The sequence below is a fragment of the Microbacterium aurum genome (assembly GCF_016907815.1).
GTDB classification, from domain to species: Bacteria; Actinomycetota; Actinomycetes; order Actinomycetales; family Microbacteriaceae; genus Microbacterium; species Microbacterium aurum.
In genome coordinates, this window is sequence record NZ_JAFBCQ010000001.1 from 1,776,812 (window position 1) to 1,792,684 (window position 15,873).

General features: G+C 74.1%; 14 protein-coding genes. 10 read left to right on the top strand and 4 right to left on the bottom strand.

Going from position 1 to position 15,873, the window contains the following annotated elements:
* Positions 1-163: 163 nt before the first annotated feature.
* Positions 164-1,147, bottom strand: a complete 984-nt coding sequence (locus JOD60_RS08870; protein ID WP_076690299.1) for a LacI family DNA-binding transcriptional regulator — start codon at positions 1,145-1,147, stop codon at positions 164-166.
* The gene (locus tag JOD60_RS08875; RefSeq protein ID WP_076690300.1) at positions 1,144-2,481 is read right to left on the bottom strand and encodes a glutamyl-tRNA reductase; all 1,338 of its coding nucleotides are present in this window, start codon (positions 2,479-2,481) and stop codon (positions 1,144-1,146) included. Before JOD60_RS08875 ends, JOD60_RS08870 begins: the two co-directional genes overlap by 4 nt.
* Positions 2,482-2,533: 52 nt before the next feature.
* On the opposite strand from JOD60_RS08875, the gene hemE reads away from it, so the two are divergent.
* The 8 genes from hemE to hemL are packed head-to-tail and all read left to right on the top strand — an operon-like array spanning position 2,534 to position 11,160.
* Positions 2,534-3,676 carry a uroporphyrinogen decarboxylase gene (gene hemE, locus JOD60_RS08880; RefSeq protein ID WP_076690301.1) on the top strand — a complete coding sequence of 381 codons (1,143 nt, stop codon included), beginning with the start codon at positions 2,534-2,536 and terminating at the stop codon, positions 3,674-3,676.
* A complete protein-coding gene (locus JOD60_RS08885; protein WP_076690302.1) occupies positions 3,673-5,139 on the top strand; it encodes a protoporphyrinogen/coproporphyrinogen oxidase in 1,467 nt (488 codons plus the stop codon). Before hemE ends, JOD60_RS08885 begins: the two co-directional genes overlap by 4 nt.
* Positions 5,136-5,828: a hydrogen peroxide-dependent heme synthase gene (gene hemQ / locus JOD60_RS08890; protein ID WP_076690303.1), complete on the top strand. Its 693-nt coding sequence runs from the start codon at positions 5,136-5,138 to the stop codon at positions 5,826-5,828. Before JOD60_RS08885 ends, hemQ begins: the two co-directional genes overlap by 4 nt.
* Positions 5,828-7,048, top strand: a complete 1,221-nt coding sequence (locus JOD60_RS08895; RefSeq protein WP_076690304.1) for a ferrochelatase — start codon at positions 5,828-5,830, stop codon at positions 7,046-7,048. The genes hemQ and JOD60_RS08895 overlap by 1 nt, the downstream gene beginning before the upstream one ends.
* Positions 7,045-8,076 (top strand): hydroxymethylbilane synthase, encoded by a 1,032-nt coding sequence (hemC, locus tag JOD60_RS08900; RefSeq protein WP_076690305.1) that lies wholly within the window; start codon positions 7,045-7,047, stop codon positions 8,074-8,076. The genes JOD60_RS08895 and hemC overlap by 4 nt, the downstream gene beginning before the upstream one ends.
* Complete coding sequence (locus JOD60_RS08905; protein ID WP_076690306.1) at positions 8,073-8,858, top strand: uroporphyrinogen-III synthase; 786 nt, start codon at positions 8,073-8,075, stop codon at positions 8,856-8,858. Before hemC ends, JOD60_RS08905 begins: the two co-directional genes overlap by 4 nt.
* Complete coding sequence (gene hemB / locus JOD60_RS08910; RefSeq protein WP_076690307.1) at positions 8,855-9,850, top strand: porphobilinogen synthase; 996 nt, start codon at positions 8,855-8,857, stop codon at positions 9,848-9,850. The genes JOD60_RS08905 and hemB overlap by 4 nt, the downstream gene beginning before the upstream one ends.
* Complete coding sequence (gene hemL / locus JOD60_RS08915) at positions 9,847-11,160, top strand: glutamate-1-semialdehyde 2,1-aminomutase (RefSeq protein ID WP_076690308.1); 1,314 nt, start codon at positions 9,847-9,849, stop codon at positions 11,158-11,160. The genes hemB and hemL overlap by 4 nt, the downstream gene beginning before the upstream one ends.
* On the opposite strand, the gene JOD60_RS08920 is transcribed toward hemL, so the two are convergent.
* The gene (locus tag JOD60_RS08920; RefSeq protein ID WP_076690309.1) at positions 11,105-12,178 is read right to left on the bottom strand and encodes a glycosyltransferase family 2 protein; all 1,074 of its coding nucleotides are present in this window, start codon (positions 12,176-12,178) and stop codon (positions 11,105-11,107) included. The two genes, hemL and JOD60_RS08920, sit on opposite strands and share 56 nt — an antisense overlap.
* Before the next feature lie 208 nt (positions 12,179-12,386).
* Here JOD60_RS08920 and rsmA point away from each other — a divergent pair, with 208 nt between their 5' ends.
* Both rsmA and JOD60_RS08930 read left to right on the top strand, forming a co-directional pair.
* Complete coding sequence (rsmA, locus tag JOD60_RS08925) at positions 12,387-13,232, top strand: 16S rRNA (adenine(1518)-N(6)/adenine(1519)-N(6))-dimethyltransferase RsmA (RefSeq protein WP_076690310.1); 846 nt, start codon at positions 12,387-12,389, stop codon at positions 13,230-13,232.
* Positions 13,233-13,314: 82 nt separating this feature from the next.
* Complete coding sequence (locus JOD60_RS08930; protein WP_076690311.1) at positions 13,315-14,238, top strand: phosphodiesterase; 924 nt, start codon at positions 13,315-13,317, stop codon at positions 14,236-14,238.
* Here the strand turns inward: JOD60_RS08930 and JOD60_RS08935 are convergent.
* Positions 14,183-15,775 (bottom strand): stealth family protein, encoded by a 1,593-nt coding sequence (locus tag JOD60_RS08935; RefSeq protein ID WP_076690312.1) that lies wholly within the window; start codon positions 15,773-15,775, stop codon positions 14,183-14,185. The genes JOD60_RS08930 and JOD60_RS08935 overlap by 56 nt on opposite strands.
* Positions 15,776-15,873: the final 98 nt, after the last annotated feature.

Genomic DNA, 15,873 nt, shown 5'->3' on the forward strand with positions numbered 1-15,873 from the left:
CGTGCCCCGGGCCCCGGGCCCCGGCCAGCTCGCCGAGTGGGCCCGTTGCGCGCGAGATGGCCCCGTGTTGTCGGGCCAGAGTGGGCGCGCTCGGCGGAAAGGGGCGCACTCGGCATCCGTCGTGGACGGGGAGGACGGGGAGGGAGGGGGTGGGAGCGGGGGGTCAGCGGGTGGTGGTGCCCCGCACGACCTCGAAGGGGAGATCGATCGCGCGCGACGGGGCGGTGCCGGCGGGGGAGGCGTCCGGGGCGTCGAGGGCGTCGAGCGAGCCGAGGACGATCTCGGCGGCGCGCTCCGGGTACAGGCACACGTGGGTGACGCCGAGGCGCTCGTTCAGCTCGCAGTCGATCGTGCACAGCGCCATCAGCTGCAGATCGCGCGGCATGACCAGGCCGATCTGCTCCAGGTGGAGGTAGATTTCCGGCCCCTCCTCGCAGAACGCGAAGACGGCGTCGGCGCCCGCGTCGAGCAGCGTGTGCAGCGCGGGGATGAGGCGTCGCCGCCCCGCGTCGACCCGCGCCACGAGCGGCGTGCGGCCGCCGAGCGCGCTCCATGCCAGGTACGCGCTCTCGCCCTGCTGATCGCGCGGCACCTCGCTCTCGTCGACGAGGAAACCGATCCGCTCGGCGCCGGCGGCGGCGAGGTGCGCGAGCCCCGCGCGCACCGCGGCCGCGTATCCGGTGCGGATGGTCAGCCCGCCCGGCACCGTCAGGTCGCTGGCCACGACCGGGATGCCGCGGGCCTGCGCCGCGCGCAGCACGGTGCGGTCGTCGGCGGGGTCGGGGAAGTACAGCGCGTCGATCTGGGTGCCGGCGACGAGGTCGGGCCGGCTGTCGGGCAGCACGGTCACGGTGAAGCCGCGCACCGCCCCGGCCTGCACGAGCGCGTCGAGCTGGCGCGCCCGCTGCAGCGCGCGCCGGCCGTCCTGCAGCGACCCCTGCGCCATGACGAAGCCGATCGACATCGTCCGCCCGCTGCGCAGGGCCGCGGCGTGCTTGTTGGGCGCGTAGCCGAGTTCGGCCGCGAGCGTCTTGATGCGTTCGCGGGTCTCGGGACGCAGGTTCCCGCGGTCGTTGAGTGCCTGACTGATCGCCGCCGTGGACATGCCCGCCCGCGCGGCGACGTCGCGGAGCGTGACCCGGCTCATGCGGGGCCGGGTCCCGTCGGGGCGGATGCCGCGGCATCCGGCTCATCGGCCGCGACTCCGGCGGGGGTGGCCTCGACGGAGGGGGCCGTCCGCGGGAAGACCGTCCGCACCGCGTCGACCCAGGCTTCGCCGGAACCGGCGGCGGCCAGGCCGTGGCCCTGTGCAATGAGGGTGTGCAGCAGCGCGCCCGAGAAGTGGCGCAGGGCGGCCTCGGTCGCCGCGACCGTGTCGGCGTCGCCGCCGCGCGCACGCGTGCGCGCGATCTCCTGCTCGAGCACGCTGTGCACGTGGGCGCGCATGTCGACGACCGCGGGAGCCACCTCGTGCACGCGGCGGGCCATCGCGTGCCGCTGCGCAGCGGTCTGCACGATCATCCGCGCCTGGCCGATCGCCTGGAACTCGTCGATGGGCGCGTGCACTCGGATCGTGTCGAGGTCGAGCACGTCGATGCCGGGGAGCGAGCGGAGCCCGGGGTCGACGTTGCGCGGCATGCCGAGGTCGATCACGAGCTGCGGCGTCGTGAGCCCCGCGCGGGCGGCGCTGTGATGCTCGGTGTCCAGTGCGTAGGAGTCCGTCGTCGTGGTGCAGGTGACGATGACGTCGGCGTGGGCGGCCTCGGCGGCGAAGTCGGCCGCGGTTACCGGTGTCAGATGCTCGCGCCGTGCGAAGCGGTCGCGGCCGGAACGGGAGTGCACGCGGATGTCGACGGCGCCGACGGCGCGGAGCGCCGCGAGCGAGGCCGCTGCGTAGCGCCCCGTGCCCACGAGCAGCACGCGAGCGCTGTCCCATGATTCGATCCGGGAGCCGGCGAGCTCGACCGCGAGACGCACGAGCGAGCGGCCCGACTCGCCGAGCCGGGTGGAGTTCTTCACGGCGCGGGAGGTCTCGGTCGCCCGCTGGAACAGGTGCTCCAGCGGCGCGGTGGTGGCCCCGGCCTCGCGCGCGGCGTCGAGGGCACGGCGCACCTGACCGGCGATCTCGTCCTCGCCCACGGCGACGGAGTCCAGACCCGACGCGACGGCGAACAGGTGCTGGGCGACGCGGTTGCCGTGCGCGAAGTCGACGGTCTCGCGGACGTCGCGGAAGGGCAGCGCGGAAAGGTCCGCGAGGCGCTCCATCACGGCATCCATCGCCGGCACCGGCGACGCCTCGTCGGGCTCGTCTACGAGGTCGAAGTACGCCTCGAAGCGGTTGCAGGTCGCGAGGACCACGGCGCCGCGGATCGTCTCGTGGGCCGCGGTCAGGTCCGTCGCGACGCCGTCGCCCACGACGGACAGGCGCTCCAGCGCCTCGAGGGGCGTGGTGCGCTGATGGGCGGACAGGCAGACGAGCACGCGGGTTAGTATAACGATTAACCGCCGTCGAAAACGTGCGCGAACCTGCTGCCTGGAGCTCATCATCCTTCCTGCCACCCCGTCTCACCCGCTCGTCGCCCACGGCACCGCGAACTCCCGCCTCGTGCGGGCGCTGCGCGGGGATCGGCCCGAGATCACGCCCGTCTGGTTCATGCGCCAGGCGGGCCGCTCGCTGCCGGAGTACCGCGCGCTGCGGCAGACCGGCACCATGCTCGACGCGTGCCTGGACCCGGCGATGGCGAGCGAGATCACGCTGCAGCCGGTGCGCCGTCACGGCGTCGATGCGGCGGTGTTCTTCAGCGACATCATCGTGCCGCTGCACCTCGTCGGCGTGGAAGTGGAAATCGCCGCCGGCCGCGGCCCCGTCTTCGCCCGCCCGGTGCGGACGGCCGCCGACATCGCCCGGCTCGTGCAGACCGACCCCGCGCTGGTCGAGGAGCGCGGCGAGGCCGTGGCGGATGCCGTGGCGCGCACCACCGCGATGCTCGCCGAGGAGGGCGAACGCCGCGGCGAGGCGATTCCGCTGATCGGCTTCGCCGGGGCGCCCTTCACGCTCGCCGCCTACCTCGTCGAGGGCGGTCCGTCGAAGGACCACCTGGCCGCGCGCAGCCTCATCCACTCCGATCCGGCGGCGTGGGCCGACCTGACCGCCTGGCTCGCGGAGGTCACCGGGCGCTTCCTCGCGCTGCAGGTGCGCTCGGGCGCCAGCGCCGCGCAGCTGTTCGACTCGTGGGCCGGGGCGCTCGCGCCGGCCGACTACCGCCGCGCGGTGCTCCCGGCCTCGGCCGCGGCGCTGGAGCCGGTGCGGGCTCTGGACGTCGAGGTCCCCCTCATCCACTTCGGCGTCGGCACCGGCGAGCTGCTGGCCGACATGGCGTCGCTGCAGATCGACGCGCTGGGGGTGGATTACCGCGTGCCGCTGGATGCCGCCGCCGCCCGCATCGGGCGCGACCTGACCCTGCAGGGCAATCTCGATCCCGCGCTCCTGTTCGCGCCCGCCGAGGTGCGGGAAGCCGCCGCGCACGCCGTGCTCGACGCGGGGACGGCGGCCCGCGCGCACGTGTTCAACCTCGGTCACGGCGTGCCGATGGACACCGACCCCGCCGTGCTGACCGCGCTCGTGCAGACCGTGCACGACTGGCGCCCGGCGGCCGGCCGCAGGGATCTCGCGTGAGCGCTGACGCCGACGTCGTCGTCATCGGCGGGGGCATCGCGGGACTCGTCGTCGCGCACGAGGTCGCCCGCGCCGGGAGATCCGTCGTCCTCTGCGAGGCGTCCGGCGCGCTCGGCGGCCTGCTGCAGCGCGGCACGGTCGGCGGCGTCGCGATCGACCTCGGCGCGGAGTCGTTCGCGACGCGCACCGACGCCGTCGCGCGGCTGGTCGCCGACGCGGGCCTCGATCTCGAGCTGGTGAGCCCGGAGCCCGCCGGCGCCTGGCTGGCCGTGGCGACCAGTGACGGCCCGATGCGCGCGCGCCTGCCGCGCCGGACGGTCCTCGGCATCCCCGCCGATCCGCTCGCGCCCGACGTCGTGGCGATCCTCGGCGAGACCGCCGCCCGTCGCGCGGCGGACGAGCCCACCGGCGCGATCCCGACCGCGGACGGGACGGCCGCCCCGGCCTCGCTGCACGCGCTGGTGGCCGAGCGCCTCGGCCCGCTCGTCGCGGACCGTCTCGTCGAGCCGCTCTGCCGGAGCGTCTACTCGCGGCCCGCGACGGAGGTGACCCTCGAGGCGGTGCACCCCGCACTCTGGCGCGCGTTCCGCCAGCACGGCTCGCTGCTGCAGGCGGCGGATGCCGTGGCCACGACCGCCCGTGCCGGCGCCGCGGTCGGCGGGATCGACGGCGGCATGTGGCGGCTGCCGGTGGCCCTGGCGGACGCCGCGGCCCGCCGCGGCGCCGACCTCCGCACCGACACGGCGGTCACCGCGCTCACGGCAGACGCCGCCGGCGTCACGGTGCACACAGCCGCCGGCCCGATCCGCGCGCGCGACGTCGTCGTCGCGACCGGACCGGCCGCGACCGACCGGCTGCTCGCCGCCCTGCCGAACGCCGCCGCGCTGCCGAACGCCGCCGCCGTGCCCGCCGTCGCCGACCCGCCGAGCCGCGCCCGCGACGCGGCGACCGGGGACGTGAACCTCGTCGCGGCCGCGATCACCCACCCCGGTTTGGACGCCGACCCGGTGGGGTCGGGCGTCATCGTCGACCCGGCACTGGCCACCGCGGCCAAGGCGCTCACCCACGTCACCGCGAAGTGGGGGTGGGCGCGCCGGGCGGCCGACGCCGCCGGCATCCATCTCGTGCGGCTCTCGGCTCGCGACGGCGCCGCCGCGCGGCTGCGCACATCCGACGACATCGCCCGCGAGCTGCGACTGCTCACCGGCGTCGCCGTCACGGCGTGCGACATCGCCGATGTCATCGTGCAGCGCTGGACGGATGCCGTCGACATCGCCCCCGCCGGCAGCGCGGCCGCTCGTCTCGCGCGTGCGAGCGCGCGCGGCGGCATCCACCTCACCGGCGCCGCCGTCGCCGGCACCGGCCTCGCCTCGGTCATCCCGCACGCGCGCGACCTCGCCGCCCAGCTGACCGCCGCCCCCGCCTTTCCCCGCCCCCTCGCCTCAGACAGGAGCACCGCATGACCGACACCATCCCGCTCGGCTACACCCTGTTCGCCGTCCTCGCCCTGCCCCGGCCGCGCCACGGCGCGCCGGATGCGGCGGCGCTCGAGGACCTCACGGCCGCCGTCGCCGCCATCGAGGCGGACGGCGTGACGCTGCGGGGGCTCTACGACGTGACCGGCATGCGCGGCGAGGCCGATCTGCTGGTGTGGCTGCACACCGGTGAGCAGACCGCCCTCGAGAGCCCGGCGGTCCTCCAGCAGGCGCTGCGCGCCCTGCGCCGCACCACGGTGCTCGCCGGCGCCACGGCGGTGTGGACCGCCGTGGGTGTGCACCGCGAGGCGGAGTTCAACAAGCGGCACGTGCCGGGCTACCTGCGCGGCGAGCACGCCCGCGGCTGGCTCTGCGTCTACCCGTTCGTCCGGAGCTACGAGTGGTACCTGCTGCCCGACGAGGAGCGCTCCGCGATGCTCGCCGAGCACGGCCGCAAGGGCGCGCGGTTCACCGATGTCGTCGCCAACACGGTCTCCACGTTCGGGCTCAGCGACTACGAGTGGCTGCTGCCACTGGAGAGCGACGACCCCATCCACCTCGTCGACATGATGCGCGACCTGCGCGCGACCGGCGCCCGCCGCCACGTGCGCGAGGAGGTGCCGTTCTACACCGGCCGCCGCATCGAGGTCGCCGATCTCGCGGAGGTGCTGAGCTGATGGCGGAGAACATCACCGGGTTCCGTCCCAAGCCGCCGCGCGCGAGTGCGGCGCCGGTATGCGGCGACGGATGCCGGGTGCCCGCCGCCACGACGGCGACGTGCGCCGGCGACCGGTTCGCGACGACACCCGTCGCCTACGACGCTGTGCTGCTGCTGGGCTTTGGCGGCCCCAAAGGCCAGGACGACGTCATCCCGTTCCTCCGCAACGTCACGGCCGGTCGCGGCATCCCCGACGAACGCCTCGAGGAGGTCGCGCACCACTACCGCCACTTCGGCGGGGTGTCGCCGATCAACGACCACAACCGCGAGCTGAAGGCGGCCCTGGACGCCGAGCTCGCCGCCCGCGGGCTCGACCTGCCGGTGTACTGGGGCAACCGCAACTGGATGCCCTACGTCGCCGACGCCCTGCAGGCCGCGCACGACGCCGGCCACACTCGGCTCCTCGCCATCGCGACGAGCGCCTACAGCTCGTACTCGTCGTGCCGGCAGTACCGCGAAGACCTCGCCGACGCGGTCGAGGCGACCGGGCTGTCGGGCCGGGTCGAGATCGACAAGGTGCGCCAGTTCTTCGACCACCCCGGCTTCGTCACCCCGTTCGCCGAGGGGGTCGCCGCGGGCCTCGCGCGGCTGCACGCCGACGGGTTCGGCGACGACGAGATCGAGATCCTGTTCTCGACGCACTCCATCCCGAACAGCGACGCCGATCGCTCCGGCCCGCCCGAGCGCGACCTCGGCGCCGGGGGCGCCTACGTCGCGCAGCACACCGCCGTCGCCGAGGCCATCATGGCGCGGCTGGGGTCGGCGTGCGCCTGGCAGCTGGTGTACCAGAGCCGGTCCGGTCCGCCGCAGGTGCCGTGGCTCGAGCCCGACATCAACGACGCCATGCAGGAGCTGCCGGCCGCGGGCCGCAAGGCTGTGCTCATTGTGCCGCTGGGGTTCGTCAGCGACCATATGGAGGTGCTCTGGGATCTCGACACCGAAGCGCTCGAGACCGCGGGCGAGCTCGGCCTCACCGCGATCCGCACGCCGACGCCCGGCACCCATCCCGCCTACGTCGCGGGCCTCGTCGACCTCATCACGGAGCGACTCGACGGGACCGACCCCGCGGACCGTCCGCACGAGACCGCGCTCGGCCCCTGGGACGACGTCTGCCGGCCCGGATGCTGCGAGAACAAGCGGCTTGGCTTCCAGCCCGCTCTCGCCGGGGTCGCACCGTGACGGCAGCCGGCACCCCGGCATCCGCCCCGCCGCTGCGGCTCGGCACCCGGGCGAGCCTGCTCGCCACGACGCAGTCCGGTCACGTCGCCGACGCGCTGCGCGCGGCGACCGGGCGCGAGGTGGAGCTCGTTCCGATCACGACCGCCGGCGACGTGCTGACCGGGCCGCTGGCGCAGCTGGGTGGCACCGGCGTGTTCGTCGCGGCGCTGCGCGAAGCCCTGCTGCGGGGGGAGTGCGATCTCGTCGTGCACTCGATGAAGGATCTGCCGACCGCCGATGTCGCGGGGCTGCGCATCGGCGCCGTCCCCCCGCGCGCGCCCGTCCGTGACGCGCTGTGCACACGGCAGCGCGCCGGCGCCGGTGTCAGCCTGGCGGACCTCCCCGAGGGCGCCGTCGTCGGCAGCGGATCGCCGCGCCGCGTCGCGCAGCTGCTGCGCCGTAGGCCCGACCTGCAGGTCCGCGGCATCCGCGGCAACGTGGACACGCGGCTCCGCAAGGTCGACGAGGGCGAGTACGACGCGATCGTCCTCGCCGAGGCGGGGCTCGTGCGCATCGGCCGCGCCGACCGCATCGCCGAGGTGTTCGACGCGACCGCGTGGCCGACGTCGGCCGGTCAGGGTGCCCTCGCCGTCGAGGTGCGGGACGACGACGCGTCGGCGGCGCTGGTGGCGGCCATAACCGATCCGGATGCCGAGACCACCGCCCTCGCCGAGCGCGCCGTGCTGCGGCGCCTGGAAGCCGGCTGCGCCGCGCCGGTGGGGATCTCCGCGCGCCTGACCGACGCGTCGCAGCCCGTCGTGGCGGTGATCGCCGAGGTGTACGCCCTCGACGGATCGCGCACCGTCCGGGTGGAGCGCCGCATCCCGCGCCCGGACCTGGCCGACGCCGCCGGCCGCGACCGGTTCGCCGCCCTCGTCGTGGATGACCTCATGGCCGCCGGAGCCGGCGACTTGGCCGACCTCGGGTCGCGCGGCCCGGGCGGCGCGGGCGGCGGCGCCGGCCCGCTCAGCACGGGCGATCGCCCGTGACCGGCGCGCTGCAGGGCGCCCGGGTGCTCGTCCCGCGTGCGGGCGCCTGGGGGGAGCGGGTCGCGGCGGAGCTGCGCCGCCGCGGCGCCGACCCCGTCGTCGCGCCGCTCATCCGGACCGCGCCGCCGCGCGACCCGAGCGTGCGCGACGGCATGTTCGCCGAGCTCGCCGCGGGCCGCTACGACTGGCTCTTCGTCACGAGCGCGGCGAGCATCGAGCAGCTGGCGGCGTTCCTCACCCCGCGCGGCCTCACGCTCCCCGCCACGACGCAGGTCGCGGCCGTCGGCCAGGCCACCGCGCGGGCGGTCGCCGACCTGGGGGCGGACGTCGCGTTCGTGCCCGTCGGCCAGTCCTCGGCACGCGCCATGATCGCGCAGTGGTCCGCCGGGCGTGCGGCGGCATCCACCGGCCGGTGCCTCGTCGTGCGCTCCGACCTCGCCGCCGCCGTCATCAGCGACGAGCTCGAGCTGCAGGGGTACGCCGTCGACGTGTGCATCGGCTACCGGACGGTCGGCGTCGATCTGCCGGACCCCGTCGCCCGCGACCTCGCCGACGGGCGCATCGACGTCGTGCTGCTGACCTCGCTCAGCGTCGGTCGCGAGCTGCGCCGTCAGGTGCCGCAGCTGGCGGCATCCGTCCTCGTCGCCTCGATCGGCCCCGGCACGACGCGCGACGCCGAGCGCCTCGGCTTCACCGTCGGCCATACCGCCCACACCCAGAGCGTCGATGCCCTGCTGGCCGAGCTCGACTCCCGTCCCCGATCCCCGGAGGTCACCCCATGACCGCGTATCCCGTCCGGCGCCTGCGCCGCCTGCGGCACAGCCCCGCCCTGCGGCGCCTCGTCGCCGAGACCCGGCTGCACCCCGCGCAGCTCGTGCTGCCGGTGTTCGTGAAAGAGGACATCGACGCGCCGCAGCCCATCGCGAGCATGCCGGGCGTGTCGCAGCATCCGCTCCACGGCCTCCCGGCCGTCGTCGAGGAGGCTGCCGCTGCGGGTATCGGCGGCATCATGCTGTTCGGCGTCCCGACCCACCGCGACGCGGTCGGCTCCGGCGCGATCGATCCGGACGGCATCCTGAACCGGGCCATCCGCGTCGCGGCCGAGGCGGCCGCCGGCCGGCTCACCGTGCAGGCCGACCTGTGCCTGGACGAGTTCACCGATCACGGCCACTGCGGCGTGCTCGCCGCCGACGGCAGCGTCGACAACGACGCCACCCTCGAGGTCTACGCGCGGATGGCGCTCGCACAGGCCGACGCCGGCGCCGCGATCCTGGGGCTGTCGGGCATGATGGACGGCCAGGTCGCCGCGTGCCGCGCCGCGCTCGATGCCGCCGGGCGCACCGACGTCGTGCTGCTGGCCTACTCCGCGAAGTACGCCTCCGCGTTCTACGGGCCGTTCCGCGACGCCGTCGAATCGACGCTGCAGGGCGACCGGCGGACCTACCAGCTCGACCCCGGCAACGGACGCGAGGGCGTCCAGGAGGCGCTCGCCGATGTCGACGAGGGCGCCGACATCGTCATGGTCAAGCCCGCCGGCCCGTACCTCGACGTGCTCGCCGAGGTCGCGGCCGTCTCGCCCGTTCCCGTCTGGGCGTACCAGGTGTCGGGGGAGTACGCCATGATCGAGCACGCCGCGGCATCCGGCGTCATCGATCGCGAGCGCGCCATCGGCGAGAGCCTCGTCGGCATCCGCCGCGCGGGCGCCGAGGCGATCTTGACGTACTGGGCGATCGAGGTCGCCGGGTGGCTGCGCGACGGACGGAGCCTCGCATGATCGCCGGAGTGGGCAACGACGAGCTGTTCGACCGCGCCCGTGCGGTGATCCCCGGCGGGGTGGACTCGCCGGTGCGCGCCTACGGGTCGGTGGGCGGCACGCCGCGGTTCCTCGTCGAGGCGTCGGGGCCGTACGTGACGGATGCCGAGGGTCGCCGCTACGTCGACCTCGTCGCGAGCTGGGGGCCCGCGCTCCTCGGTCACGCGCACCCGGAGGTCGTCGCCGCGGTCCTCGCCGCGGCGCGGCGCGGCCTGTCGTTCGGCGCTCCGACGCCGGCCGAGGCGGAACTCGTGGAGGAGATCGTGCGGCGCGTCCCCGCCGTGCAGAAGGCGCGGCTGGTCTCGACGGGCACGGAGGCGACGATGACGGCGATCCGCCTCGCGCGCGGCGCGACCGGGCGCGACCTGCTGGTGAAGTTCGCGGGGCACTACCACGGCCACTCCGACGGGCTGCTCGCGGCGGCGGGCTCGGGCCTCGCGACCTACGCCCTGCCGGGATCCGCCGGCGTTCCCGAAGCCGTCGCGGCGCAGACCCTCGTCGTGCCCTACAACGACCGCGACGCGCTCGCCGCCGTGTTCGCCGCCCACCCCGGCCGCATCGCCGCCGTCATCACCGAGGCCGCCGCCGCGAACATGGGGGTCGTGGCACCGGCATCCGGGTTCACGACCTTCCTCGCCGACCTGTGCCGCGCCGAGGGTGCGCTGCTGATCAGCGATGAGGTCCTCACCGGTTTCCGTGCCGCCGCGGGCGGCTACGCCGAGGTGCTCGCGGAGGCGGGGGAGGCGGTCACCCCCGATCTCGTCACCTTCGGCAAGGTGATCGGCGGCGGGCTGCCGGTCGCCGCGGTCGGCGGCCGCGCGGACATCATGGACCTGCTCGCCCCGGTCGGCCCCGTCTACCAGGCGGGGACCCTCAGCGGGAACCCGGTCGCGGTCGCGGCGGGTCTGGCGACCCTCCGGCACGCCGACGACGACGCGTACGCGCGGCTCGCGGCGGCGGCGGATGCCGTGGCCGCCGCCACCGGTGCGGCCCTCGACGCCGCGGGGGTGCCGCACGTCCTCCAGCGCGCCGGGACGCTCTTCAGCGTCTTCTTCGGCGAGGCCGTCGTCGGTGGGGTGCCCGACTACGGGACGGCGCAGCGGCAGGACTCCGCCGCCTATGGCCGGTTCTTCCACGCGATGCTGGATGCCGGTGTCTCGCTCCCGCCGTCGGCGTTCGAGGCGTGGTTCGTCACAGCCGCGCACGATGACGAGGTCATCGGACGCATCGCGGCGGCGCTGCCCGCCGCGGCGCGTGCCGCGGCGGGCTGATCACCAGCCCCGCAGCTGCACGGCCGCAACCCACGCCTCGGCGAGGGCCTTCGACCACCCGTCGTCGAACTCGTCGCGCGCGGCGAGCGCCGACGCGGCCGCGCTCGCCGCCTCGGCACCCGCCAGTGCCGAGTACCCCTGTCTCGGGCGCCTCGCCGATCGCGAGGACGTCGGAGAGGTACACCGACCGCCAGCCCCGCTCGTGCAGGCGGAGAGAGGTCCAGACATCCTCCGACTTCGAGTCCGTGCACACGCCGCCGACGTCGTCGATCGCGCGACGGCGGAACATGACGTTCGTGCCGACGCAGAACGCGGCGTTGAACCGGTTGCGTCCCGGCTGGATGAACCGGTAGAAGACCGTCTGCATGTAGGCGGCGCCGCGCGCGACGACCGTCGTGAGGTTGCCGTAGGCCTGTGGTGACTGCACGAAGGCGACGTCGTCGTGCGCGAAGAACGGCAGCATCTCGACGACGAGGTTCTCCTTCGGGACGAAGTCGGCGTCGAGGATGACGAAGAACTCGCCCTTCGCGATCGAGAGCGCGTGGTTGATGTTGCCGGCCTTCGCTCCGTTGGAGCTGAGCCGGCGGACGTAGCTCGCACCCTGTTCGGCGGCGAGGACGCGCACCTCGTCGGACCGGCCGTCGTCGAGCACCCACGTGCGGTGCGCACCGCGCATCGCGACGGCGGCGCGGACCGTTTGGCGGATCGTCTCGACATCCTCGCCGTACACCGTGATGAAGACGTCGACGATGACAGGTGCGCCCGCCAGGTGCACCGTGTCATCGCCGTCGCCCGCGCCCGGCATGAGCCGCGCGGCCGCGTCGTGGTAGACGTAGTCGCGCGGGTCGCTCGAGCCGGACAGGATCGTCCACATCGCCAGCAGCGCCTGTGCGACGAGGATCGTCTCGGCGGTGATGACCATCGCGTAGGGCAGCAGGTCGCCCCGGTGCGAGGGATCCAGCAGGAACCCCGCGTAGGCCAGGATGCCGATCGTCCCGATCAGCACCAACAGCACCATGACGGGACTCGGACCCCGTGATGGTCTCGTCGGATGGACAGCCCTCAGCTCTGTCGCTCGTGCCATGTCTACCCCCCGGTTGATGGCATGTATGCGGGCGGCGACGTCGGCGCTCATAACCAGGGTGCGTGACCGTGCGGTCATTGTGGTTCCAGTCCGGTGAACATCATGTGACGAACTGCTGTGTGTCGGTCGGTACGCTCGATGCATGCCCGTGACCCTGCTCGGCGCCACCGAGATCCGCGCCCTCGCCGCCGAGCTCGACGTCACCCCGACCAAGAAGCTCGGCCAGAACTTCGTCGTCGACGCCAACACCGTGCGCAAGATCGTGCACGTGGCCGAGGTCACGGCATCCGATCATGTCGTCGAGGTCGGCCCCGGTCTCGGGTCGCTCACCCTCGCGATCCTCGAGACGGGCGCGCGCGTCACGGCGGTCGAGATCGACCACCGGCTCGCCGAGCGGCTGCCCGCCACGGCCGCGGCGCACGGTGTCGCGGCGGGCGCGCTCACCGTCATCGACGCCGACGCACTGCGCGTGCGCGACCTGCCCGGCGAGCCGAACGTGCTCGTCGCGAACCTGCCCTACAACGTGAGCGTCCCGGTGCTGCTGCACTTCATGGAGACCTTCCCGCACATCGCCCGCGGCGTCGTCATGGTGCAGGCCGAGGTGGGGGAGCGACTCGCCGCCCCGCCCGGATCCAAGGTCTACGGCGCCCCGAGCGTCAAGGCCGCCTGGTACGGGCCGTGGCGCCTCGCCGGCACCGTCTCGCGGCAGGTCTTCTGGCCCGTGCCGAACGTCGACAGCGTGCTCGTCGGCTTCCACCGCGACCCGCAGCCGCGCGGCGACGACAGTCTCCGCCGCAAGACGTTCCAGATCGTGGATGCCGCCTTCCAGCAACGCCGCAAGATGCTGCGACAGGCGCTCGCCCCCGTGCTCGGCGGGTCGTCCGCCGCCGCGAGCGAAACCCTCGCCGCCGCTGGCGTCGACCCGACGGCGCGCGGGGAGCAGCTCACGATCGACGACTTCGTCCGCGTCGCCCGCCTCGTGCGCTGACGCTCCGCAGCCCGCGCCCCGGTTGCCGACACGTCGGCCCGCGTTCACCGGATGCTCAACTCGCCCCCGTAGCATGACGGCCATGCGCACGGCCGAGTATCCGGCACCCGAACGGATTCTGCTGCACCTGAGCGACACGCATCTGCGTGCGCGCGGATCACGCATCTGGGACGTCGTCTCCGGTGCCGACAACCTCCAGCGCGCGCTCACGGGCATCGAGCGATCCGGCGTCCACCCCGATGCGATCGTCTTCACCGGCGATCTCGTCGACCTCGGCGAGCGTGAGGCGTACGCCCAGCTGCGCGCGATGGTCGCCCCTTTCGCCGATCGCCTCGGCGCCCCCGTCGTGTGGGTCATGGGCAACCACGACGCGCGCGGCGCCTTCCGCGCGGAGCTGTGGGACGAGAGTCCCGACGACCTCCGCCCCGTCGACCGGCTGCAGGAGTTCGACGGTCTTCGCATCGTGACCCTCGACACGTCCGTCCCCGGACACCACCACGGCGAGCTCTCCGACGACCAGCTCGCCTGGCTCGCCGACGTGCTCGCCGCGCCCGCACCGCTCGGAACGGTCCTCGCGATGCACCACCCGCCCGTCCCGAGCGTCCTCGCCCTCGCGGCGAGCGTCGAGCTGCGCGACCAGCGGCGCCTGGCGACGGTCCTCCGCGGCACCGACGTGCGCGCGATCATCGCGGGGCACCTGCACTACTCGACGTTCGCGACCTTCGCCGGCATCCCCGTCTCGGTGGCGTCGTCGACGTGTTACGCGCAGGACCTCACGGTGCCGGTCGGCGGCACGCGCCCGCAGGACGGCGCCCAGTCGTACAACCTCATCCACGTCTTCGACGACACGGTCGTGCACTCGGTCGTCCCGGTCGACGCCCCGCGCGTCATGGAGTACACCGACGCCGCGACCGCCCGCCGGCGCCTGGCCGACGCCGGCGTCTCCGGCGTCAGCGTGCGGCGCCGGTCGTCGCCCCCGACTCGCCCGCTGCCGGTGCTGACCTGACGTCGTCGCGCTCCCACGGCGCGCGGATCGGGAACATGCGCTCGAGCGTGCCACGCAGCCGCTGCACGCGCACATGCTCCGGCATCTCCGACTCGCCGCCGTCGTTGAGGCAGAACATGTCGACATCCGACCGCTTCTCGAGCCGGTCCATCTGCTGCAGCGACGCGGCGAGCGTCGTCTGCACGTAGCGCACGCGCGGCTCGCTCGACGCGAGCGCGCGCCCGGTCATCAGCGCGTAGTAGTGGTACAGGCTGTTGGTCACGGAGATGTCGGTCGCGCTGCGGAAGCGGGATGCCGCGGTGCGCCGGAACTCCTCGGCGAACTCGCGTTCCAGCTCGGCCGCCACGCTGCGGCGCAGCGGCGCCGCGCAGTGCTCGAGATCGCGCAGGATCGTGCGGCCGAACCGGTCCTTCAGGAGATCCCGGTTCACCCGCAGCGCATTGTCGTGCCCCGACCGTTCGAGCCGCGCCGGCCCGCTGCCGATGCGGATGCCGCGCTCGACGAACTTCGAGATCCCCGCCGACGTGAAGAACAGCTCGGGCCACACCGGCCGCCCGAAGAACATGTCGTCGTTGGAGTACAGGAAATGCTCGGCGAGCCCCTCGATGCGGTGCAGCTGCGCCTCGACGGCGTGCGAATTGTGCGTCGGCAGCACCGACCGGTCGGCGAAGAACTCCTCGCTCCGCACGATCGTCACGCGCGGGTGCTCCGCGAGCCAGGCCGGATGCGGCGAGTCGGTCGCGATGAAGATGCGCCGCACCCACGGGGCGTACATGTGCACGCTGCGCAGGGCGTACCGCAGCTCGTCGACGTGGCGGTACCGCGCCGGGCCGTCGTCCCCTTCACCGACGACGTACTCCTTCATCTGCGCGGCGCGCTGGCGCTGGAACTCACTCGATGACCCGTCGACCCACGAGAAGACCATGTCGATGTCGAACGTCACCTCGTCGGGCTGCGGGTCGAACATGCCCGCGATCGTGCGCCAGCTGCGCCCGTATCGGCGCACGGTCGACTCGATCAGGTCGCCGGCGGGGAACACTCGTCGGGTGAGCGCGTTCGCGTGCGGCGCGTGGACGAGACCGTCACGGGTCTGCCATACCTCCAGGCGCACGCCGTTCGCGGCGCCGTACCGCCGGGTGCCGCTCGCGGTCACGCGCGGCCGGAAGAGGCGCATCGACGCGGGCACCGGCACCTCCGCCGCGCGCAGGTCCGACGCGATGCGGGCGTGTTGGCCGCGCGGCTTCACATAGACCGGGTCGCGCTCGGCGAGGGCCGCGATCGCCGCGAGGGCGCGCGGGGCGTCGCCGGCGTCGACGACGATCGCGGGGCTGCGGCGGTCGTGCCGCACGAGCAGCGGATCGACGCCCGCCGTCATGACGGCATCCGCCACCATCACGAGGTCGGCGGTGTGCGCCTGCTCGGGAGTGAGATCGTCGTGGACCAGATGCAGGATGCCGTCGACCCACCTCACGTCGGACCGGTCCAGCACCCGCGACCACGGATGGGGGTGAGAGGGCAGTGCCTTCAATGTCGTCATCGTCTCTCCTCTCGTCTGCCAGTGCCTGCGCGCCGGTGATCTCCCCAGTCCGCCCACCCTAGGCCAGTCCACGTTTCCAGCGGATGACGCCTGCTCGG